General features: G+C 72.8%; 21 protein-coding genes. 7 read left to right on the forward strand and 14 right to left on the reverse strand.

Features of this window, described 5'->3' with window-relative positions:
* Nucleotides 1-60: 60 nt before the first annotated feature.
* Nucleotides 61-1,149, forward strand: a complete 1,089-nt coding sequence (locus FLW16_RS20920) for a ThiF family adenylyltransferase (RefSeq protein ID WP_221891195.1) — start codon at nt 61-63, stop codon at nt 1,147-1,149.
* Between the two features lie 24 nt (nt 1,150-1,173).
* Here FLW16_RS20920 and FLW16_RS20925 read toward each other — a convergent pair whose 3' ends face one another.
* Nucleotides 1,174-1,632, reverse strand: coding sequence for a nuclear transport factor 2 family protein (locus FLW16_RS20925; protein WP_079313739.1), 459 nt, complete (start codon nt 1,630-1,632; stop codon nt 1,174-1,176).
* 84 nt (nt 1,633-1,716) lie between these two features.
* Here FLW16_RS20925 and FLW16_RS20930 point away from each other — a divergent pair, with 84 nt between their 5' ends.
* Nucleotides 1,717-2,340 carry a TetR/AcrR family transcriptional regulator gene (locus FLW16_RS20930; RefSeq protein WP_260615433.1) on the forward strand — a complete coding sequence of 208 codons (624 nt, stop codon included), beginning with the start codon at nt 1,717-1,719 and terminating at the stop codon, nt 2,338-2,340.
* A gap of 16 nt (nt 2,341-2,356) precedes the next feature.
* On the opposite strand, the gene FLW16_RS20935 is transcribed toward FLW16_RS20930, so the two are convergent.
* The 8 genes from FLW16_RS20935 to FLW16_RS20970 form a co-directional block, all read right to left on the reverse strand.
* A complete protein-coding gene (locus FLW16_RS20935; RefSeq protein ID WP_142561790.1) occupies nt 2,357-3,676 on the reverse strand; it encodes a HAMP domain-containing sensor histidine kinase in 1,320 nt (439 codons plus the stop codon).
* Complete coding sequence (locus FLW16_RS20940) at nt 3,673-4,362, reverse strand: response regulator transcription factor (RefSeq protein ID WP_260615434.1); 690 nt, start codon at nt 4,360-4,362, stop codon at nt 3,673-3,675. The genes FLW16_RS20935 and FLW16_RS20940 overlap by 4 nt, the downstream gene beginning before the upstream one ends.
* Before the next feature lie 102 nt (nt 4,363-4,464).
* Nucleotides 4,465-5,832: a cation:proton antiporter gene (locus tag FLW16_RS20945; protein ID WP_142561791.1), complete on the reverse strand. Its 1,368-nt coding sequence runs from the start codon at nt 5,830-5,832 to the stop codon at nt 4,465-4,467.
* Nucleotides 5,833-5,878: 46 nt separating this feature from the next.
* Nucleotides 5,879-7,222: a cytochrome P450 gene (locus FLW16_RS20950; protein ID WP_142561792.1), complete on the reverse strand. Its 1,344-nt coding sequence runs from the start codon at nt 7,220-7,222 to the stop codon at nt 5,879-5,881.
* On the reverse strand, nt 7,216-8,268 hold the full coding sequence (locus FLW16_RS20955; RefSeq protein ID WP_221891197.1) for an alpha-hydroxy acid oxidase: 1,053 nt from the start codon (nt 8,266-8,268) through the stop codon (nt 7,216-7,218). Before FLW16_RS20955 ends, FLW16_RS20950 begins: the two co-directional genes overlap by 7 nt.
* On the reverse strand, nt 8,265-9,833 hold the full coding sequence (locus FLW16_RS20960; protein WP_221891198.1) for an NAD(P)-binding domain-containing protein: 1,569 nt from the start codon (nt 9,831-9,833) through the stop codon (nt 8,265-8,267). The genes FLW16_RS20955 and FLW16_RS20960 overlap by 4 nt, the downstream gene beginning before the upstream one ends.
* 65 nt (nt 9,834-9,898) lie before the next feature.
* Nucleotides 9,899-11,521 carry a class I adenylate-forming enzyme family protein gene (locus FLW16_RS20965; protein ID WP_142561793.1) on the reverse strand — a complete coding sequence of 541 codons (1,623 nt, stop codon included), beginning with the start codon at nt 11,519-11,521 and terminating at the stop codon, nt 9,899-9,901.
* Nucleotides 11,522-11,700: 179 nt separating this feature from the next.
* Nucleotides 11,701-12,561, reverse strand: a complete 861-nt coding sequence (locus FLW16_RS20970; RefSeq protein ID WP_185949529.1) for a GNAT family N-acetyltransferase — start codon at nt 12,559-12,561, stop codon at nt 11,701-11,703.
* A gap of 146 nt (nt 12,562-12,707) precedes the next feature.
* Between FLW16_RS20970 and FLW16_RS20975 the strand changes: the two genes are divergently transcribed.
* Complete coding sequence (locus FLW16_RS20975; RefSeq protein WP_142561795.1) at nt 12,708-13,370, forward strand: GNAT family N-acetyltransferase; 663 nt, start codon at nt 12,708-12,710, stop codon at nt 13,368-13,370.
* Here FLW16_RS20975 and FLW16_RS20980 read toward each other — a convergent pair.
* Nucleotides 13,345-13,758 carry a DUF2000 domain-containing protein gene (locus FLW16_RS20980; protein ID WP_142561796.1) on the reverse strand — a complete coding sequence of 138 codons (414 nt, stop codon included), beginning with the start codon at nt 13,756-13,758 and terminating at the stop codon, nt 13,345-13,347. The two genes, FLW16_RS20975 and FLW16_RS20980, sit on opposite strands and share 26 nt — an antisense overlap.
* A gap of 72 nt (nt 13,759-13,830) precedes the next feature.
* Here FLW16_RS20980 and FLW16_RS20985 point away from each other — a divergent pair, with 72 nt between their 5' ends.
* The gene (locus FLW16_RS20985; protein ID WP_260615435.1) at nt 13,831-14,658 is read left to right on the forward strand and encodes an AraC family transcriptional regulator; all 828 of its coding nucleotides are present in this window, start codon (nt 13,831-13,833) and stop codon (nt 14,656-14,658) included.
* 1 nt (nt 14,659) lies between these two features.
* Here the strand turns inward: FLW16_RS20985 and FLW16_RS20990 are convergent, their stop codons facing one another.
* From FLW16_RS20990 to FLW16_RS21000, 3 genes are read right to left on the reverse strand one after another with little or no spacing between them, the layout of a single operon-like run.
* Nucleotides 14,660-15,826: an MFS transporter gene (locus FLW16_RS20990; RefSeq protein WP_221891199.1), complete on the reverse strand. Its 1,167-nt coding sequence runs from the start codon at nt 15,824-15,826 to the stop codon at nt 14,660-14,662.
* A 22-nt stretch (nt 15,827-15,848) separates the two neighbouring features.
* A complete protein-coding gene (locus FLW16_RS20995) occupies nt 15,849-16,307 on the reverse strand; it encodes a PPOX class F420-dependent oxidoreductase (RefSeq protein WP_142561797.1) in 459 nt (152 codons plus the stop codon).
* 19 nt (nt 16,308-16,326) lie between these two features.
* Nucleotides 16,327-17,343, reverse strand: a complete 1,017-nt coding sequence (locus tag FLW16_RS21000; protein ID WP_260615436.1) for a GntR family transcriptional regulator — start codon at nt 17,341-17,343, stop codon at nt 16,327-16,329.
* A gap of 134 nt (nt 17,344-17,477) precedes the next feature.
* Between FLW16_RS21000 and FLW16_RS21005 the strand changes: the two genes are divergently transcribed.
* The 3 genes from FLW16_RS21005 to FLW16_RS21015 all read left to right on the forward strand — a co-directional run bounded on the left by FLW16_RS21005 (nt 17,478) and on the right by FLW16_RS21015 (nt 19,481).
* Nucleotides 17,478-18,581, forward strand: a complete 1,104-nt coding sequence (locus FLW16_RS21005; protein ID WP_142561799.1) for an FAD-dependent monooxygenase — start codon at nt 17,478-17,480, stop codon at nt 18,579-18,581.
* A gap of 163 nt (nt 18,582-18,744) precedes the next feature.
* The gene (locus FLW16_RS44560) at nt 18,745-18,936 is read left to right on the forward strand and encodes a DUF5999 family protein (RefSeq protein WP_079314569.1); all 192 of its coding nucleotides are present in this window, start codon (nt 18,745-18,747) and stop codon (nt 18,934-18,936) included.
* The gene (locus tag FLW16_RS21015; protein WP_142561800.1) at nt 18,933-19,481 is read left to right on the forward strand and encodes an ATP-binding protein; all 549 of its coding nucleotides are present in this window, start codon (nt 18,933-18,935) and stop codon (nt 19,479-19,481) included. Before FLW16_RS44560 ends, FLW16_RS21015 begins: the two co-directional genes overlap by 4 nt.
* On the opposite strand, the gene FLW16_RS21020 is transcribed toward FLW16_RS21015, so the two are convergent.
* On the reverse strand, nt 19,444-21,840 hold the full coding sequence (locus tag FLW16_RS21020) for a LuxR C-terminal-related transcriptional regulator (RefSeq protein WP_142561801.1): 2,397 nt from the start codon (nt 21,838-21,840) through the stop codon (nt 19,444-19,446). The genes FLW16_RS21015 and FLW16_RS21020 overlap by 38 nt on opposite strands.
* Nucleotides 21,841-21,880: the final 40 nt, after the last annotated feature.

Genomic DNA, 21,880 nt, shown 5'->3' on the forward strand with positions numbered 1-21,880 from the left:
TCCACCTGTCGATTGTTGTCCCGCTCGCGATGCCGAGAGGTCGCCTTGCGGTTGCCCCGTGTGAAAGCCCAGCACCGCCCCCACAGGTACGGCAACGACCGGATCCGAATAGGCGGGGCCGCCCAGGAGATCAGCGATCCGGACGGCTACGCCTGGGCGGCTCTGAACGCGATGGACGGCACGAGGACCCCGGAGGAGGTCGTCGCCCGCCTGCGCCGCGCGTTCCCGCAGATCACCCAGACCGAGGCGACCGGCGTCGTCGATCTCCTGCTCACCTCGGGATACGTGGAGGACGCCGCCGGCCCGCGGCCCGAGGAGCTGAGCCTGCGGGAGCTCGAACGCTACTCGCGCAACGCGGCGTTCTTCCGCGCCAGCGGCCTCGCGCCGCGCGAGCACGGCTGGGAGGCCCAGGTCCGTCTCAAACGCTCGCGCGTGCTCGTCCTCGGGCTGGGCGGCACCGGCAGCCACACGGCCTGGGCGCTCGCCGCCTGCGGCGTCGGCGAGATCCACTGCGTGGACCGCGATCTGGTCGAGCTGTCGAACCTGACGCGGCAGGCCCTCTATCGGGAGGCCGACATCGGCAGTCCCAAGGTGGACGTGGCCGTCGCCCGGCTCGCCGAGGTCAACTCCTCCGTCCGCGTCACCGGGGAGCCCCGGGCGGTCGAGTGCGAGGAGGACATGCTCGCCCTCGTACGCGGATTCGACGCGGTCGCGATGTGCGCCGACGAACCGGCCGGCCGGGGCGGCATCCGCATCTGGGTCAACCGGGCCTGCCTTTCGGAGAAGATCCCGTGGGCGCTCGGCGGGTACAACGGCCCACTGGTGAGCGTGGCGGCGTTCACTCCCGGCGGCCCGTGCTACGAGTGCCTGACCGCGAGCGTCGACGCCCCTCTCGCGCCCGGGATCCCCGTCGACCTCGGCGGGCCGGACGTCCTCGCGCCCTCCGCCGGAGTGTCGGGCCACCTGACCGCCCAGGCGGTCATCGCGTTCCTGACCGGGATTCCCGCGACCTCGGGCAGCTACGTCACCGGCATCAACCTCGTGGCCCCTGACCAGCACGTCTACACGCGCCATCCGGCGGCGCCGGACTGCCCCGCCTGCGCGCCGGACCCGCTCCGCGCCGAGTCCCTCGGCAGCATGGCCGGATGAAGGACCCCGGAGCGCCCCCGCCGGTCAGGCGAGCGGGAGGCCGGCCCCGCGTTCCGACTCCGGGCGCGGGCCGCGGATGCGCCGCTCGCTCTCCTCGATCGGCACGTCGTTGATGCTCGCCTCCCTGCGGCTCATCAGGCCGTCGGCGGTGAACTCCCACAACTCGTTGCCGTAGCTGCGCCACCACCGGCCCTCGGCGTCGTGCCACTCGTACTGGAACCGCACGGCGATGCGGTCGCCGCCGAAGGTCCACAGGTCCTTGCGCAGGGCGTAGTCGCGCTCGCGCTCCCACTTGCGGCGCAGGAAGGCGACGATCTCCTCCCGCCCGGTCAGGAACTCCGAGCGGTTGCGCCACACCGAGTCCTCGGTGTACGCGAGCGCGACGCGCTCGGGGTCCCTGGTGTTCCAGGCGTCCTCGGCGGCCTGCACCTTCTGCCGCGCGGTCTCCTCGGTGAAGGGCGGAAGCGGGGGACGTGTGCTCATCGTGCTCTCCTCTCCTCATGAGAGAACGCTCGTTCTCCATACGTATCGTAGAGAACGGTCGTTTTCCCCGGCGAGGAGGGGCCAGTGGAAGCTACGCGGCGCGGGCGGATCGACGGCGACGAGGCGCGCCGTCGCGTCCTCGACGCCGCCGAGCGGCTGTTCTACGCCCGGGGCATCCAGGCCGTGGGCATGGACCAGATCCGCGACGCGGCCGGGGTCTCGCTCAAACGGCTCTACCAGTGCTACCCGTCGAAGGACGCGCTGGTGGAGGCCTACCTGGAGCATCGCGACCAGCGGTGGAACCGGGCCCTGGCCGAGCACGTCGGCCGCGTCGCCGAGCCCCGCGAGAGGGTGACGGCCGTCTTCGGCTTCCTCGCCGAGTGGTTCGGGACGGCCGATTTCCGCGGCTGCTCGTTCATCAACGCCTTCGGCGAGCTCGGCCCGGCGTCACCGCCCGTCGCGGCGGCGGCGCGGGCGCACAAGCGCACGCTGCGGGAACGGCTCCGCACGCTCGCGGCGGAGGCGGGCGCCGCCGACCCGGACGTGCTCGCCGACCAGCTCCTGCTGCTGGTGGAGGGGGCGATCGTCGCCGCCGCCATGGGCACGGCCCCCGGCCCCGCGGAGCGCGCCCGGTCCGCCGCCCGGGCGCTGCTCGACGCCGCGACCGCACCCGATCACACCCTCGTCTCGCGGCGGTCGCACCCATGAGCATGCCCCCGGAGGACTACAGGGAGGCGTCGCCGGGGCCGGAGGCGGTCGCCTCAGGCGTTCTGTTCCTCTCGCTCCGCGCCTGCTGAGGCAGGAAGATCCGGGGGAGACGCGGAGCGGGGTCCGGCCCTGCCCGTGGGAGACAGATGGTGAAGGTGGCTCCGGCTCCCGGCCGCCCGTCCACGTCGATCGTGCCGCCGTGCGCGTCCATCACCTCGCTCACGAGGGCCAGGCCGATGCCGAGACCTCCGGAGTGGGGCGCGCCGACATCTCTGGCCAGCAGGCGCTCTCCGTCATGCGGGTCCAGCCCCACGCCGTCGTCCCGCACACTGAGCTGAACCGTCTCCGGGCCCGAACACACGGTCACCCAGATGTGACCGCCCGCCGAGGTGTGGCGGAGCGCGTTGTCGAGGAGCGCGGAGATCACCCGGCGCAGCGCGGACGGCGCTCCGCACACCACATGGTCACCCGGACCCCGCCGCAGGTCGATCGTCACCCCGCGCTGCCCGGCGCGGGCCGCCTCGGCGTCGGCCGACTCCTCCGCCAGCGCGGCCAGGTCCGCGGGCCCGAACGGCCGGCGGCGCCGCCTGAGCTGGGTCGACAGCAGCAGGTCCTCGATCACCTCGCCCAGTTGCCCGATGCCGGTGACCAGCCGGTCGACGTCGCCCACGACGAGAAGCGGATCGGGCTCCCGCCGCAGGCGCCGGGCGGCGAGCTGCGCGCGGACGTGCAGACGGGTCAGCGGGCTGCGCAGTTCGTGGCTGACGTCGGCGGTGAACCGGCGCTGCCGGTCGAGGGCCTCGCCCAGCGGCGCGATCGCCCGGCGGGCGAGGACCTGGCCGATCAGCAACGCCGCCAGCAGGGCCGCGACCTCGGCCCCGCAGAGGGTGCGCAGCAGCCGCTGCCGCTCGGTGACGGGGTAGTACAGGTCCATCACCGCCTGCAGGGGCACGTCGCCGCGCCGCTGCGTACGCACCAGGTACGTATGACCGCCGACCTCCTCGACCTCGACCCGGGTGCGGCCGTCGGCGGCGACCCGGTCGAGCGTCTCGCGCACCGGCAGGCTCTCCGGCGCCCCCGGGGAGCTCCGCACGGTGTCCGCCCGAAGTTCGAACAGCCATATGCAGGGCGGGGGGTGGTCCATCGGGGCCGACATCGCGGCCACGGCCAGGTCGCGCCGGGCGGTGGCATCCTGCTCGTCGACCACGACGCAGTAGACCAGCGTGCCCAGGAGGGCGATCGCCAGCGAGAACACGGCCGCCACCTGCGCGGTGATCCGGCGGCGGGTCCGGATCAGCAGGCGCCGCTCCGGGTCGAAGGACCGTCTGGCCGTCACAGCTCGCCCAGGCGGTATCCCACGCCCCGCACGGTGCGTACGACGCCGCGCCCCAGCTTGTTGCGCAGGTAGTAGACGTAGGTGTCCACGATCGACTCGGTCCTGGCGCCGTCGAAGATCCGCTGCCGCAGCGAGGTGCGCGTGTGCACCTGCCGGGGACGGGCCGCCAGCGCGTGGAGCAGCCGGCACTCCTGCCCGGACAGCGTCACCTGCTCGCCGGACGGAAGCCGTACGGTGCTGGACGCGGAGTCGAGCCAGCCGGCGCCGAGCGGCAGCAGCGCGGCCTGGTCCAGGTTCCTGCGGTGCAGGGCGCGCACCCTGGCCAGCAGCTCGTCGATCTCGAACGGCTTGACCAGGTAGTCCTCGGCGCCCGCGTCGAGTCCGGTGACCCGGTCGGCGAGGGCGCCGAAGGCGGTGAGCATCAGCACCGGCACGGTGACCGCCTGCCGGCGCAGCCGCCGCAGCAGATCGAGCCCGTCGACCACGGGCAGTCCGCGATCGATGATCATCGCGTCGTAGCGGCGGCTCAGCGCCAGGTGCAGGCCCCGCTGGCCCTCCAGCGCCAGGTCGACCGTGTATCCCTGGTCGCTGAACACCTCGACCAGCATGTCTCCCAGCTCGCGGTCGTCCTCCACGAGCAGCAGGCGCAAGGAGCGCGGTTCGGATGTCCCCGATATCCGTGCCACCGGACAACCGTGGCACCGCAATTGGGAAATTTCCAGACTCCGGAATGCCGCCCCCGGAAACATCCCCCCATATTCTGCGAATGTCCGAATTCACACATGAAATTAGATGAAACCGGTTTCGCCCGCCGCCGCACCCACCGGGGTCGCGCTCCCCGGGCTCCCCGCGTTTCCCGCATCGGCCCGTTCGAGGCGCTCCGGCAGCGCCAGTTTGTACAGCGGCAGGGCTCCCGCGGTGGTGAGCACGGCCACGAGGACGAGCATCGCGAAGAGCTCCTGCGTGATCATGCCCTGCGCCAGGCCGATGTTGATGAAGATGAGGATCATCAGTCCGCGGGCGTTCATCATCGCGCCCATGGCCCAGGATTCGCGCCAGCCGAATCCCAGCGCCCGCGTCGCGAGCGAACAGCCGAAATACTTCCCGGAGAAGGCCAAGGCCAGGATCAGCGCGAACATCAGGAGCGCGGAGCCCCCGGCGATGCCGCCGAGATGGGTGTTCAGCCCCGAGAACGCGAAGAAGACGGGCAGCAGCAGGGTCGACACGACGTCCATCATCCGGCCGTGCAGAGCGGCGCGGAACGCCGGCTCGCGCGGCATGGCCAACCCGGCGACGAAGCCGCCGAACACCGAGTAGACGCCGATCGCGTCGGTGATCCATCCGGCCGTGAGCGGCACCAGCACGATCACGTACACGGCGCCGGCGCCGAGGCTCCCGGTGCGCGCGACGCGGCGGCCCAGGGGGCGCAGCAGCGGAGCCACCACCCCGAGCATCACCACCGCGAAAACCGCCGCCAGGGCGATGGTGCGCAGCGTGTCGCCGGTGCCGCCGCCCAGGTGCACCGCCGACAGCGCCGCGAGCAGGCACCACGCCACGGCGTCGTCGATCGAGGCGGCCAGCAGGGCGATCCTGCCGATGCGGGAGTTCTGCAGCCCGCGCTCGTACAGGATCCTCGCGAGCATGGGGAAGGCGGTCAGCGACAGCGCTCCCCCGAGGAACAAGGCGAACTCCACCCGGCCGACGTCCGGGCGGGAGAGGCCGTCCCACAGGACGAGACCGGCCGCTCCGCCGAGGACCAGCGGAGAGAAGATCCCCGACGCCGCCAGCAGGCTCGCCTTGCGCAGCTCGCCCGGCGCCCGGGCGTCGTGGTCCATCCCGGCTCCGACCAGGAACATGTACAGCGTCAGGCCGAGCGTGCTGAGCACGTAGAGGACCGGCCTGACCTGGGCGGGGAACAGGGCCGCCTGGGCGTCGGGGAAGACCGCGCCGAGCAGCGTCGGCCCGAGCAGGACGCCGGCGACCATCTCACCGACGACGCGCGGCTGCATCACCAAGGTGGCCAGCCGGCCGCACAACGCCGCGGCCAGCAGGATGACGGCCAGGGCCGGCAGCACTCTGAGGACCAGTTCGAGGTTGGGATCGGCGGCGGGCGCCTGTGCTGGGACAAGGACGGGGAGAAGGGCCGGAACGGGCATGGCTTGCGCCTCCGCTCGTGGTCGGGACCTGAGATCGGCCGGTGGTCTACGTGCTTTCCGAACGGGCGTCGCCGGAGAAATGGCGCTCGCACAGCCGCAGCCGGCGCGCGTCCCACACCATGTACGTGCCGAGGACGAGCTGCACCAGACTGCGCCAGACGTCCTCCCAGCCGTCCCTGAGCCGCATGGACAGCAGCGTCAGGCGGCGTCCCCGCCCGTGCGGCGCGGCCGGCGGGGTGAGGAGGCACGGTCCCCGGTTGGGCAGCGACCGGGTGTGCGCGGCGGTGGAGTCGAGCTGATACGAACGCAGGACCTCCCGCACCGCGACCCGCATGGCGAGCGGTGCGAGCCGCCACGCCGGGCAGGGCCGGTTCGCCGGCATGCCGAACGGGATGTGGTTGAGCTCCCTGACCGGGGCGTGCCCGGGGGCGAAGCGTCCGGGATCGAAGCGCTCGGGGTCGGGGAAGCCCGCGCGGTGGAAGGCGGGGTAGTCGAAGCACAGCACCGAGCCGGCCGGGATGGCGACGCCGTCGGTCACGGGGATGTCGCCCGTGGTGACGCGGTGGGCGATGCCGAAGAGCGGGTAGAGCCGCAGCGTCTCCGCGATCACCTGGTCGAGGAAGCGGTCGTCTCCCGCACGCGCCCTGTCCTGTACGTCCGGGTGCCGGGCGAGAGCCATCAGCACATGGGCCGTGGCCTCCGACATCTGCACAACCGCGGTGTTGAAGAAGGCGCCCTGGAGATACAGCGCCTGCTCCCGGGCCGTCAGGCCCTCCGGGAGCTCGTGGTCCACCCTGGGCAGCGACTCGACGAGATAGGCGGTCAGCCGGTCGCGCCGGTCCATGTGCCGCAGGCCGCAGCACTTGAGCGCGGTCACGACGTCGTCCGCGTTGCCGACGATGAGGTCGCGGGCGTGCGGCGGGCACGGCTCGCCGAAGACGAGCTCGTAGGAGAACTCGGCCCAGGCCGGCATCATCAGGTCGCGCAGCCGGACCACCCCGTGTCTGCCCTCCAGTGCCCGGCCGACGCACCGGCGGGTGAGCTCCTCCACCCGTGCCCGCGGCTGGGACAGGATGCGGCGGGTGGCGAGGGCGACGGCGTCGTACCGCTCCCCCGCCTCCAGGTGCTCCTGGTGCATCTCGGGCCCCGGCGACAGCCAGTACCAGAACAGGTCGGACAGGACGGCGCCCTTGCTCCGGCCGGAGGCCGCCGGGTGGGAGTAGACCTCCCTGAACCGGTCCACGCCGACCAGCTCGCCCGGCACCGGGATGCTCTCGTCGCCGTTGATCCTCGTGAACACCCACCCGCGCAACGCGACGACGCGTCCGGGGAGCCACCGGGGCAGGCTGATCACGACGAGGGCCGCGGCCACCCACACCGCCGTCAGCATCGCCGCACCAGCCCCGGCTCCAGGTCGTGCGGCGAGGCGAGGCCGCACAGGGTGAGCGCGTGCTCGACCTCGTCCCGCAGCAGCGCGAGCATGCGGGCCACGCCGCACTCACCGCCCGCCGCCAGGCCCCAGATCACCGGCCGGCCGACCGCGACGGCGGACGCGCCCAGCGCCATCGCCTTGACCACGTCGGTGCCGCGCCGGATCCCTCCGTCCATCAGCACCGGCACGGCCCCGCCGACGGCGGCCACGATCTCCGGCAGCAGATCGACGGTGGCCGGAACGGTGTCGAGCTGCCGCCCGCCGTGGTTGGAGACGTACAGCGCCGACACGCCGTGGTCCAGGGCGAGGCGCGCGTCGGCGGGATGCGTGACGCCCTTGAGCACGATCGGCAGCCGCGTCATCCGCCGCAGCAGGTCGACGTGCTCCCAGGAGATCGCGGGCGACATGACGATCGGCCGCACCGACTCGGTGTCACCGTCGCGCAGGTTCTCGCAGCGCATGCCCTCGGGCAGGTCGTCGAAGCCGTTGCGCACATCACGGTCCCGGCGTCCCCGGGAGGGGGAGTCGACGGTGACGACCAGCGCCGCGCAGCCGGCCTTCTCGGCACGCCGGACGATCGCCTCGGTGAACGCCATGTCCGGCTGGACGTAGAGCTGGAACCACAGGGTGGCGCCCGGCGCCGCGGCCGCGACGTCCTCGACGGCGACGGTGGCGGCCATGCTCACGATCATGATGGTCTCCGCGGCGGCCGCCGCGCGGGCCGTGGCCTTCTCCCCCTCCGGGTCGGCGAGCCGGTGGAACGCGGTCGGCGCCACCAGCACCGGCATCGCCGCGCGGCTGCCCAGCAGGGTCACCGCCAACCGCGGGCTCCCCGCGCCGCGCAGGATCCGCGGCAGCAGCGCGAGCCGGGCGAACGCCGTCTCGTTGGCCTTCACCGTGACCTCGTCGCCGGCCCCGCCGGCGAAGTAGTCGTAGTGGGCGGGGTCCAGCCGGTCGCGGGCCGCCGCCTCGAAGTCCCCGATGGTCGGCAGCACGGCCGTCACACCGAGACCGGGAGGCTCTGGCGCTTGAAGAAGTCCCGGAGCGGGCGCAGGTGCACCTCTTCCGAGGTCCAGTCGTTCTCCAGGTTCTCGGTGACGTGGTGGACGGCCTCCACCACACCGCCTCTGTAGCGGCGTACGACGGGGTGGAGGTAGTGGCCCTCGTGCGCACGCTCCGCGTCGCTCTGCCTGATCCGCCCCACCGCGATGTCGAAGGGGTCGATCTGGTCGTGGTGCGGGCCGTACTCCAGGGTGATCGCGAAGTGGCCCGCGTCGCCGATCGGCGGGCCCTGCAGGTCGATCGGCAGCTCCTCCAGGTAGCGCATGCCACCGAGCCCGTCCGGGACGATCACGTCGGCCAGCACCCCGAACTGCTGCCACAGGGCGGAGCTGCGGTTGACCCGTTCGAGCACCGCCGCCGCGAGCGCGTCCGGATCGGCGGGGAGGTCGCGGCCCGGCCAGGGGACGCCGTGATGCCTGTTCTCCAGCACGCGGTGCAGGGCGCGCACGCCGTAGCGGAAACCGTGGATGAACCCGTTGGTGCCGCGCTTGAAGTCGAGCGACTGGGTGATCGTCCCGGCGCAGTGGAGATCGGGCACGTTGACCGACTCGTAGGCCGGGGTCAGCGCGGGGAACCTGTCCCCGATCGTCAGCTCGGGACGGCACTCGGACGAGAAGACGGAGGCGTCGAACCGGAATCCGGTGCAGACGATCACCCGGTCGTACGGGATGTCCTTGGTGACCTCGTCGGCCCGGACGAAGGCCACCGTCACCAGGTAGGAGCCGTCGGCCCGGCGCTCGATGCGCCTGATGTCGCCGTCCAGCACGGCGTTCTGCAACTTGAGCTGGTAGGTGTCGAGGAAGTTGTTGTTGGCCGCGCGCAGGTGCCCGACGAAGTGGGTCCGCCAGGCCAGGCGCACCGAGTGCGGTCCGGCCACGTGGACGACCGCGGCCGTCTCGAGGAGGTTGTCGGCGGTCTCGAAGGCCGAGTTGGCCTTGCCGATGACGAGCACCCGCATGTTGGTGTAGTCCGCGGGGTCGGTCGAGTGGGTGCTGTACTGCTCGGCGGTCTCGATGCCGGGGATGGGCGGGACGTTGGGCCGGGAGACCCCCGTCGCGACGATCACCCGCCGGGCCCGGTACGTCCGGCCGTACTCGTCGGTCACCAGGAACGGGCCTTCGGCGTCCGGGCGCGCGACCTCGGCGACCCGCGCGTCGTACGTGACGTGCAGTCCCTGGAAGGCGACGAAGTCCTCCAGGTAGCGGACGAGGTCCTCGGCGGCGGGGAAGTAGCGGTCGCTGTAGCGGGTGAACAGGAGACGGGGGTCGTCCGACAGCAGCGAGTTCCAGTCCATCCGGAGGTTGAGCTCCGGGTCGTCCCATCCGGTGTGCTTCTTGTTGATGGAGATGAGCTTCCGATGGCGGGGGAAGGTCCGGAAGAACGCGCCGGGTTCGGGCGCCGCCTCGAGAATCCGGTAGCCGCGCCCCGCCCGGTGCAGGAAGTGGCCCATCTGCAGGCCCGCCGGTCCGGCGCCGATCACCAGGTAGTCCAGGATGTTGTCCGGCACTGACGCCTCCCTCACTGGGATGGTTGAAGTTTCACCAGTGTTGGCGGGCTTTTCTCAGAGATGGATCAGAGTGCCGACGACAGATGGCGTTCCACCAGGGCACGCTTGTCCGGTTTGCCGCTCGGCGCGACCGGCACGGAGGACACCGTCGTGATCGTCCGGGGGACGCTGTCCGCGCCGAGCCCGGCGCGCACCAGCTCCGCCAGGGCGGCGTGGTCCGGGGTGCGGCCCGGAGCGGGGACGACGAACGCGTGGACGGCCTCTCCGGTTCGCTCGTCCGGCGCGCCGGTCACGTACGCCTCGGCCACGTCGGGATGGCCGGCCAGCGCCCCCTCGATGGGACCGGCGTAGACGACGATCGCGTTCACGATGATCACGTCCCGGGTGCGGCCGGCCAGGTACAGCAGGCCGGTCTCGTCGAGGTGACCGAGATCGCGGGTGCGCAGCCAGCCGTCCCGCAGCACGTCGCGGGTCTCCTCCGGCTGATCCCAGTAGCCCGCCATCAGGAAGGGGCTGCGCACGTGGATCTCGCCGGTGTGTCCCGTGGCGACCGGGCGGCCCTCCTCGTCGCGCACGCTGATCTCGACGCTGGGGTGCGGGCGGCCGACCGAGGCGGGCGCATCGCGGCCCTCTTCGGGAGTGAGCATGGAGATGACGCCGGCCTCGGTCGCGCCGTATCCCACGTGGACGACGGGGCCCAGCCGGTCCGCCGCCTCCAGCAGCCGGTGCGGGCTGACGGGCGACCCGGAGACCGTCAGCGCGCGCAGGCTGCCGAGGTCGACCGGCTCCTCGCGGAGCAGGTCGAGCATCTGGTGCAGCCGGGGCACGGTCACGATCGCGCCGGTGATCCGGTGCCGTTCGATCGCGTACGGGAACAGTGGCCGGCCGTCCTCGTCGGGGATCACCGCGGTGCCGCCGCCGAGCAGGCACGACGCCAGGAAGTCCAGCACCACCAGGCTGGACAGGGTGCCGAACAGCATGTAGCGGTGAAAGGACTCGTCGAAGCCGGGCACGATCGACGACCAGCCGCGATGGCTGGACCAGTGCGCGGCCAGAGCCCGATAGGTGAGCACGCAGCCCTTCGGCCGGCCCGTGCTGCCGCTGGTGAAGGTCAGCAGGGCCGCGTCGTCCGGGCGCGCCGCCACGGCGGGGAAGCGGTCGTCGCCGGGATGGGCCAGGAGGTCGGCCGCACCGGCCACCCCGGCCGCCTCGGGGGCGGGCCCCAGCGACAGCACCGTGGCGGACCCGGCGGCGTGGAGCAGTTCCGGTGTCGCCGTCGAGCGGTCGAGGACCACGGCGTCGACTCCCACGCCGAGCACATCGGCGAGCTGACGGGGCGTGTACCCGGGCCGTACGCTCACGACGCGGCAGCCCAGCACGTGCGCGGCCATCTGGGCGGCGAACGCCTCCGGGGACAGCCCGGTGCGGACGGCGACGCCCTTGCCTGGGCCGAGTCCCGCATCGCGCATCGCGACGGCGATGCGCCCGATGAGCTCCAGCACCTCGCCCCGGGAGACGATCCTCCCGCCCTGTTCGAAGGCGGGAGTGCCGGGAGAGCCTCGCAGCGCCTCAAGCAGCAGATGCGGGAACGCGCCGGCGGCGTGCCCGGACGGCCCGTCGGGGTCCGATGGCAGGGTGTGCGGCTGGGTGCGTTGGTGGTGCGTGGCGCGGGTGACGGGATCGTGCATGTCCGGCTCCTTCGTCTCGCGGGGCACCCGCCCGCAGCGACGGCACGACCTGCTGCGGCGCGGGCGCCGGTGTCCCACGTCGCGACGGTAGGCGGCACAGATCAGAGCCGGATCAGAGCCGGATCAGAGCGATCCCGTGAGCCGGGAGGCCCATGAGTCAGGAGGCCCGAGTGGGGGGTTCAGCCCATCGCGAGCATCATCGGGGCGTACATGCGGGTCCGGTCGCCGGGGAGCGGCCTGCCTTCGTGGACCATGAAGGACGTCGAGAACGCCTGTGACACGCCCCGCTCCCCGAGCCAGTGCAGCAGGCTCGGCCGGGCGCGCTCGACCTCGATCCGCACCAGACCGTCGGCGCTGCGCGCGAGGTCGGTGACGAGCGCACGGGCGGCCGCCTCATCGGCCGCGACCACCGGCCCGATGAACAGGGTGCCCATGTTGCGCCACGACACGGCGTAGCCGGTCAGCCCCGTCTCGTCCTCGGCGACCCTGACCTCCTCGGCGAAGGCGAACAGCCGCGCCAGCAGCCCCGCCCGGTCGGCGCCGAAGACCTCCTCGTCGAGCGCGAGCAGGGCGTCGAGATCGGCGCCGAGGTCGGCCGGCCTCGTCAGGACGGGGTCGTTCCCGGGGCGCAGGCGCCCCACGCGCGCCTCCGTCACGCCCACCGTCTCGAACCCGAGCTTCTCGTACAGCGGCCGGCCGACCTCCGTAGCCCAGAGGAAGACGGTCGCGTCACCGGCCGCGTCGAGCACGTGCGTCATCAGCCGGCGGCCCAGCCCGCGGCCGCCATACCGGGTGGCGACGAGCATCATGCCGATGCCCGCCGCGGTCGTGCCGTACCGGGTCAGCGTGACCGTGCCCGCCAGCTCTCCCGAAGGGGCGTCGATCGCGTGGACCTCGGCGTTCTCCAGGAGGAACAGCCACTTGCGCTCCTCCCGGCCCCAGGCCCTGTCCTCGCTCAGGGCGAGGCATCGATCCAGGTCCTCGGGTCCGAGTCGTCGGACGGGAAGCTCGGCGGCCGGTGTGGTGAGCGGGTCGGGCATGCGTCTTCCTTGTCCGCGCCGGTTCGCGGCCCCGGCGCTCGTGGCGGCATCCGAGGCTAGCCGCATCCCCGATTCGGCGGAAACCGCTTTTTGCCCGCGTGAAAAAGCAGTGTTCCGCAGGCGGTGGGTCTTGTCACGATCGTGCCATGCGACACTGGCCGCTTTTCGCGCTGCGACTGACGACCCCCCGGCTGGAGCTTCGTCTGCCCGGCCTGGACGACCTGGACGCGCTCGCCGACCGGGCGGCCGAGGGCGTCCACGACCCCGGCGAGATGCCGTTCGGCGAGCCGTGGACGGACGCCCCGCCGCACGAACGCGCCCGCTCGACCGTCCAGATCCACTTCCGGCAGTGGGGCACCTGGTCGCCCGACGCCTGGAGTTGCTCCTTCGTCGCGGTGTGGGAGGGCCAGGTGGCCGGCGTACAGGAGATGCGGGCCCGCGACTTCGCGGTCACCCGGGAGGTCACCACCGGTTCCTGGCTCGGGCAGCGCTTCCAGGGCAGGGGCATCGGCACCGAGATGCGCGCGGCCGTCCTGCACCTCGCCTTCACCGGCCTCGGCGCGCGGTACGCGACGTCGTCCGCCTTCGTGGACAACACGAAGTCGCTGGCGATCTCCCGGCGGCTCGGCTACCGGGAGGACGGGCTCGCCGTGGAGAAGCGCAGGGGCGAGGCCGCGCTGCAGCAGCGGCTGCGGCTGTCGCGCGACGAGTGGACGACCCCCGACGGGTTCGAGATCCACGGCCTCGAACCCTGCCTCCCCCTGTTCGGAGCCTCGGACGGGATCACGGATGCAGGGGGAGCCCCTTGAGCGTCTTGTCCAGGGCGTTCCTCGGGCCGTACACGGCCAGCCCGACGAGCGGCATCTCCTCGGCCGTGACGGCCCGTACGGCGGCCCGGTTGTCCACGTCGTTGCCGGTCTTGAACATCTCCTCGATGTAGACGGCCACGGCGAGCCCCCGTTCGACGGCACGGGCACGCACCCGGGCCAGCCCGGCGGAGTCCGCGGCGGCGTAGACGAGCACGGGCTGGCGGAACATCGGCAGGTAGGAGGTGCCCGAGCCGTCCTCGTACCGCTCCCCGATCACCTCGGGGACTCCCCCCGCGACCGCGCTCGCCAGGAACGCCGTCACGTTCAGCTTCTGCCATACGGCCAGGTCCTCCCGGACCACGATGCCGATCTTGGTGTCGAAACGCATGCGCCCCAGCCTGCCTCCGCGTGCACGGGCCGTCTTGTACGCTCGTGCGCCGCGACGGAGCACAATGGCGGTGTGGCACAGGACTGGTCCCGATACTGGCGCTCCCCGGACCGGTCGCTGGAGGCGATGCACGCCCACTTCGCCCGGCACGTCTACCACCGGCACAGCCACGAGACGTACTCCTTCGGCGTCACCGAGGAGGGCAACCAGGCGTTCACCTGCCGGGGGGCCGCGCACACCAGCGTGACGGGCATGGTCATGGCGTTCAATCCGGACGACCCGCACGACGGGCACGCCGCCGACGCTCTCGGGTTCACCTACCGGATCGTTCACATCGGGCCGGAGCTGGTCACCGGCGTGCTGGGCGACCTGGCCGGCCGGGAGACGGGACCGCCCCTGTTCCCCCACCCCGTCGTACGCGACGCCGCGCTCGCGTCCGGGCTCAGGGCGCTGCACAAGGCCCTGCTCGGGGGCGCCGGCCCCCTCCGCCGGGACGAGTTGCTGACCGCCGTCGTCTCCTCGATCGTCCGGCGGGCCGCCACCCGGCCGGTGCGGGCGCGGGAGGCCACCTCCGCCGACGCCCGCCGCATCGCCGAGCGGGCGCGGAGCCGCCTTCTGGACGCCCCCCTCGCTGAGGTCACCGCCGACGACCTCGCCGCCGCGGCCGGGCGCAGCAGGTTCGCCGTCTACCGCGCGTTCCGCTCCGTGTACGGCATGGCGCCCAGCGACTACCAGCGCCTGCTCCGGTTGCGTACGGCCCGGCGGCTGATCGCGCAGGGCCGTTCACTGAGCGAGGCGGCGGCCGAGGCGGGGTTCGCCGACCAGAGCCACCTCACCCGGTGGTTCGTCCGCTGTTACGGCATAAGCCCGGGAGATTACCGGGCGGCCCTGCCGGCCTGATTCAGGCCGTCCACCGCCCGCGCCTGCCCGCGTACACGGCGGCCCCCGCGAGCAGCCCGGCGAGCAGCAGGTAACCCCAGGTCAGGGACATCGCGGTCGCGACCGCCCCGACGAGGAGCGGGCCGCCCGCGTCGCCGATCTCTCGGCCCACCTCGGCGCTTCCCATGGTCTGGCCCATGCGCTCGGGAGGTGTGGCCCCGGCCAGAACGGCGAACCCGAGCGGGGTGACCAGCCCGATCCCCGCGCCCGCCGTCGCCGCCGCGAGCACGAGCGGGACCACGCCAGGGACGGCAGCGAGCGCGAAGGCCGCCGCGCAGAGCAGCAGCCCGGTGGCCAGACCGTGGACCGGGCCGATCCTCCTCGCGTCGAGCGCCCGGCCCGCGAGCGGCTGGGCGACGGCGGCGCACGCGGCCAGCAGGGAGACGGCCGCTCCGGTCGTGATCGGCCCGAGCCCGTCCGCCCGGCCCGACACCGGCAGGAAGCCGACTCCCACCGACAGCGCCGCCGTCCCCGCCGCCAGGGCCGTCACCAGCCGCAGGAATCCGGGATCGGCGATACGCCGGGCGAGATCGCCCACGGTCTGCCTGGCGCGCGGCAGCGGCGGCACCCGGGGCACCGTGAGGGCCGCCCAGCAGGCGACCGCGGCGGCCAGCACGGCCATGACCGCGAACAGCGAGCGCAGCCCGCCCGCCGCGACGACCGCCCCGCCGAGGAATGGGCCGAGCGTGTAGCCGATGCTCTTGTAGAAGCCGTATGAGCCGAAGGCCCGGCCCCGCGCGCTCTCCGGGGTCAGCCGTGCGACCAGCGCGGACGCCGCGGGCGAGAACGCCGAGGCCGCAGCGCCCTGCCCCAGCCTCGCCATCAGGAGCCACCCGTCGTCCGCGAAACCGTGGGGCCGGGCCGCCACCACGTAGACGCCCGAGGCGAGGACGAACGCGACGAGGCCGCCCACGAGCACCGGGCGCGCACCGATCCGGTCGGCCAGCGTGCCGAACGCCGGTTTGAGCACGACCTCGGCGCCGTCGTACAGGGCGAGCAGCAGGCCGAGGCGGAGCAGGGACGCTCCCGCGCCGTCGCCGGCCACGCCGAGGTTGGCCGCGATGCCGTGTGCGCCGAAGGCGGTGGTGAACCCGGCCGCGTACAACGGCCACAGGCGCGCGCGGCTCACAGGGCGGTTCGGGGCCGGCGCGTCACGCCAGGCGCGGCGGGAACCCGCCGGTGGCCACCGGTCCCCAGGACGTCGGGGTGATCCGCACCAGCGACTTGCCCTGGCGGACCATGGCCGCGCGGTACTCCTCCCAGTCCGGGTGCTCCCCGGAGATCGAGCGGTAGTAGTCGACCAGCGGCTCCAGGGCCTCGGGCAGGTCGAGCACCTCGGCGGTGCCGTCCACCTGCACCCACGGCCCGTCGAAGTCGTCCGACAGCACGACCACGCTCGCCCGCGGGTCGCGGCGGGCGTTGCGGGTCTTGGCGCGTTCGGGGTACGTCGACACGACGATGCGGCCCTCGGCGTCGACTCCGCAGGTCACGGGGGACGCCTGGGGGCCGCCGTCGCGTCTCGTCGTGATCAGGATCGCCCGGTGGCGATCACGGACGAAGTCGAGCAACTGCTCACGGGAGACCTTGTCGGCGGTCGCGATCCTCGGCATGCCGCCACTTTAGTGACCGTCAGTGCTCCCCGGAGGCGCGGCTCCGCTCCACCAGGCAGGCGACGCCGTCGAGCAGGAGCCGCATGCCGAGCTCGAACAGGTCGTCGAGGCGGAAGTCGTACCCGTCCTCGCCCAGCTCGCCGATGACCTTGGCGAACGCCGGGTAGCGCCCCGATCCCGCGATGGCGCTCAGCGCCGGCCCCTGGACGTCCATCCACTGGTCCTCCGACAGTCCGGTCGCCGCCGCGATCTGCGCCTCGCGCTCCAGGTTGATCGCGAGGCCCTGCACGTGGCTGTAGAGCAGGATGTGGACGTCGAGCACGGTCGCAGAATCGAGGCCGAGGCCGTCGAGGGCGGCCAGCGCCCAGTCGGCGTGCACGGTCAGCCCGGGCAGCGCCAGCGGCCTGCCGAGCGGGCTGAGCTGCGCCAGCCAGGGATGCCGCCGGAAGATCGCCCACAGCGTCCGGCCCGCGATCTCCAGCCGCTCCCGCCAGTCCCCGGGGCGATCGGCGGGATAGCCCAGCTCTCCGAACGCCGCGTCCGCCATGAGCAGGATCAGGTCGTCCTTGCTTCCCACGTACCGGTACGGCGACATGGCCGCGACCCCGAGCCGGGCCGCCACACCGCGCATCGACAGCGCCGGCAGCCCCTCGGCGTCGGCGATCTCGATGGCCGCCCGTACGACGCGCTCGCGGGTCAGCTCGCGTTCGGCCCCCGTGCCCGGCCGCCGCCGGGCCGCCTCGGCATCGCGTGAGGCCGGCGCCTCGACGCGTACCCGATCTTCCGGCGGTGCGGCGGCTCCCGGCGCGGGCGGGAGGGCCGGGGGCGGCTCCGCGACGACCGTGCCGACGCGGGGTTCGGCCCGGACCAGCCCTTCCCTGCGCAGCTCGGCGAGCGCCCTCGTCGCGGTGGCGAGCGCGACCCCCCACTGCGCGGCCACCTGCCGGGTCGAGGGCACCCGGTCACCGGGCGCCAGCTCGCCCTCGGCGATCCTGCGCCTGAGTTCGGTGGCGATCCTCGCGTACGGCGGCGTCACGTCGATCTCCTCCCTGTACTAGGACAGACTCTATCTGTCCTAGTACACAAATCCACCATAATCCCAGCTTGTGGGGCTTGCGTTTACACCGTACATTCGCCGCATACGGCATCCACACCCCCAAAGGAGCTTCGATGACCAACGTGCTCGTCTCCGGCGCCGGTGTCGCGGGGATCACGCTCGCCTACTGGCTGCGCCGCCACGGCTTCGCCCCGACCGTGGTGGAGCACGCGCCCGGCCTCCGCGCCGGAGGGCAGGCGATCGACATACGCGGCGTCGCACTGGAGGTCGCCGGCCGCACCGGCGTCCTCGACGAGGCGCGGCGCCTGCGCACCGGCCACCGCGGCATGTCCGTGTACGACGGCGAAGGCAACGAGATCATGCGCTCGGAGGAGATGACCTACAGCAGCGGCCGTCTCGACAACGACGACATCGAGCTGCTGCGCGAGGATCTGACCCGCCTGCTCTACGAACGGACGCGCGAAGAGGTCACGTTCCTCTTCGGCGACTCGATCACCGCGCTGGAGCAGGACGAGCGGGGCGTGCTGGCCCGGTTCGAGCACGCCGAGCCGCGCCGGTATGACCTCGTGGTGGGCGCGGACGGGCTGCACTCCACGGTCCGGCGGCTGGCCTTCGGGCCGGAGCGGGAGTTCGTCCACCACCTGGGGACCTACCTGGCCGTCTTCGGCATGGACAACTTCCTCGGGCTGGAGGACTGGCAGGTCTGGATGCAGGACGCGGAGCGCGGGTACGGCGTCTTCCCGGTCCGGGGCAACACCGAGCTGCGAATCACCCTCGGTTTCCAGTCCGAGCCGCTCGACCACCACGACCCCGCGCGGCTTCGGGCGGCCGTGGCCGAGGCGTTCGCGGGCGCGGGCGGGGAGACGCCGAGGCTGCTGAAGGGCATGGAGGAGGCGAGCGACTTCTACTGCGACTCCATGGCCCAGATCCACCTGGACCGATGGTCGTCGGGACGGGTCGCGCTCGTCGGCGACGCCGCCTACTGCCCCTCCCCTCTGTCGGGCCAGGGCACGAGCCTCGCCCTCGTGGGCGCGTACGTGCTGGCCGCCGAGCTGGCGGCGGTGGGAGGCGCGCACGAGGCCGCCTTGGCTCGCTACGAGCGGCGGATGCGGCCCTTCGTGGCGCTCAACCAGGCGCTGGCCACGGAAAACCCGGGCCGTGGGGCCTCCGAGGAGTCGGTCGATCGGGCCAAGGACGCGATCTCCCTGGACGGGTGAGGGTCACGCGGCGCTTTACCCGCCGTCGACCCAGCCAGCACCCACTACGTACGTATGCCTCAAATAGGTATCGATACGGGTGTTTTCCCCCTCGCCACCCCAAGACGCGAGAAGGCAGTCTGAAAACGTCCCAAAGAGTGCATGAGAGTCAGGGGGACCGATCATGTGCCAGCACCACCCTCAGTGCCCGCCGGCGGACGCACCCGACCGCGACGCGGCCTGTCTGATCGCCTTCCACCCGGAGCAGGGATGGGGACTGCTCTGCAACGGTGTTGTGCTCTTCGACGACAGCGGTGAGCTCATGCCGGACGGTCGCAGCATCCCGGCTCGCGCGTCTCTGGGGTGTGCCGCATGAGTCTGCTCTACTGTCCCGTCCGGGACGAATCATCATCCACCACCCGGGGCGGCGACGCGCCCGTGGCCTCGCAGCGCCGGCACTCCGCGGTCCGGCACCGCTGGGAGACGCTGCGGCAGCGGGTCGGCGACCTCGCGATCCAGCTCGTGGACGACCCCGACGTCGAGGCGGCCTCCTGGCGGCTTCCCGCCGACGCCCCCTCCGCCGGGCGGGCCCGGCGACTGGTCGGCGAGCGCCTGAGCGCCTGGGGCATGGAGAACCTGTCCGACGTGACGCAGTTGCTCGTGAGCGAGCTGGTCACGAACGTGCTTCGGCACACCTGCTGTGGCGACCTCGTCGTACGGCTGTCGGCCGTCGAGGGGCTGCTGCGCTGCGAGGTGGAGGACTGCGACGGCGGGACGCCCGAGGTGGCCCGGCCGTCCGCCGCCGACGAGCACGGGCGCGGACTGCGGCTGCTCGAGTCGCTGGCCTGTTGCTGGGGCGCAGAGCGCACCCGCCAGGGCAAGATCATGTGGTTCGAGCTGCCGGCCTACGCCCTTCGCTGACCGGCCCGCTCGTCGCGCCGTCCGCAGCCGGGGCGTCCCCGCGCTCGCTCAGCCGTTCCTGTACCCAGGCGGCGACCTGGGCGCGCGACTTGAACCCGAGCTTGTCGAGAATGTGCTCGATGTGGCCCTCCGCAGTGCGCTGGGAGATGACCAGTCTGCCGGCGATGTCCTTGTTGCTCAGTCCCTCGGCGACAAGGTGCGCGATCTCCGTCTCCCTGCGCGTCAGCGGTGCGATCCGGCCCTCGAACGGCGCGGGCCCGCGGGCGGCGGGCGTCCGTTCGAGCAGGGCGTACGCCAGCGCCTCCTCCCGCGTCAGGGCCGCGCCCCGGGCCACCTCGGCCTGGAAGGCGCGCTCCCCCAGCGCCTCTCGGGTGGCCGTCTCGCACTCGTCGTGCCAGCGGCTCATGTAGCGGAACTCCGCCAGCCGCGCGCCGACGGCCTGCCAGAAGGTCCGTACGACGCCGAGCAGCCGGGCCGCCCGCTCGTACTTCTGCTCGCCGGCCGCGAACCAGGCATGGGCCTCCAGGTTCATGCCCATGCCGAGCTGGTCGCCCACCGCCGTGTTGTAGCGCAGGCTCTCGTTGTCGAACTCGCAGGCCGCGCGCACGTCGTCCCGGTGCCAGGCGTCGATCGCCAGCGCCAGCAGCGCGTACGCCCGGTGCCAGCCCTCGCCGTACAGGTCGCACAGGGCCACGCACTCCTCGGCGAGATCGCGGGCCACCGGACGGGCGAGGAACGCGTTGGCCAGGGCGAGCCGGTTGAGGGCCAGCGCGAGACCGATGGGGTTGCCGACGGCGCGGTGGGCGGTCGCCGCCTCCTCGTATCGCCCCATGCCGCTCTCCAGGTCGCCCCCGGACACGGCCGCCATGCCGGACAGGAACGCGATGTAGCCGAGCGTCACCCGCAGCCCGAGCCGCTCGGCGATCGCCGCGGCCTCCTCCAACCGTGCCAGTGTGGTGGCGCAGTCGCCCCTGAGCAGGGCGATCCAGGCGCCCGCCCACAGCGCGTGGGCGCGCACCTCGCCGGGTTCCGTCGCGACGGCCAGGCTCCGGTCGAACCAGCCGGCCCCCTCCGACAGGTGGTAGCCGCTCCAGTGGTAGAGCAGTTCGGCGGTCATCGCCAGGCCCGTCTCGGCCTCTCCCGGCTCGCGCAGCGACCAGTCCAGGGCCTTGCGGAGGTTGGCGTGGTCGCGCTGCAGGCGTTCCACCCACGACTGCTGGGCGGCGCTGAACAGCTCCGCCCAGGCCCGTGAGGTGATCTTCCGGTAGTAGTCGCGGTGCCGCCGGTGCAGCGTCGCCTCGTCCCCGGAGGCGGCCAGCAGCTCACGGCCGAACTGCCGCACCGTGTCGAGCAGGCAGTAGCGGACCACCCCGTCGGACTCCCGGCGGAGCAGGACCGACTTGTCGACCAGCCCCGCGACGAGTTCGAGCACGTCCTCGCGGGCGATGCCGTCGCCCGCGCACACCTGCTCGGCCGCCTCCAGGTCCAGGCCCCCGGCGAAGACCGACACCCGCTGCCACAGCAGCCGCTCCTGCTCGCTGCACAGCTCGTAGCTCCACTCGAACAGCGCGCGCAGCGTACGCTGCCGGGGCAACGCGGCCCGCGATCCCCCGGTGAGCAGCCGGAACCGGTCGTCCAGCCGATCGAGCACCTGCCCCACCGACAGGGCGCGCAGCCGTACGGCGGCCATCTCGATCGCGAGGGGCAGGCCGTCGAGCCGGCGGCAGATCTCGGCCACCGCCTCCTCGTTCTCCTCGGTCACCTCGAACCCGGGGACGACCGACGCGGCCCGCTCGGCGAACAGCCGGACCGCGTCCGACTCGGCGGGCGGCACCGCCGGATCACCGTCCGGGGTGGACATCGGCAGCGGCGCGAGCTCGACGATCCGCTCGCCGTCGATGCCGAGCGCCTGCCTGCTGGTGGCGAGAACCCGAAGCTCGGGAAGCGCACGGACCAGCGTGTCCACGAGCACCGCGCACTCGGCCAGGACGTGCTCGCAGGTGTCGAGCACGATCAGGGTCTGCCTGCCCCGCAGGCGTTCGGCCAGCGCGTCGAGCGGCGGCCGGGTCGAGTGCTCGTTGACCGACAGCGCCGCGGCCACGGCCTGCGCCAGCAAGTCGGGATCTTCGAGCGCGGCCAGCTCGACCAGCCGTACGCCGCCGGGGAAGCTCCTGCGGACCTCCTCGGCCGCCCGCAGCGCGAGGCGGGTCTTCCCCACCCCGCCCACGCCGATCACCGTGACCACGTGCGAGGTCCCCAGCAGGCGCTTGACCTCGGCCAGCTCGTGCCGGCGCCCCACGAAGCTGGTCACCTCCGCGGGCAGCCCGGCCGGTTCCCCCCTGGCAACCCTCGTTCGCATAGCGGTCATGACGCCCACGCCGCCCCCGTCGTCCGGTACG

This window comes from Microbispora sp. KK1-11 (genome assembly GCF_006874435.1).
Taxonomy (GTDB): Bacteria; Actinomycetota; Actinomycetes; order Streptosporangiales; family Streptosporangiaceae; genus Microbispora; species Microbispora catharanthi.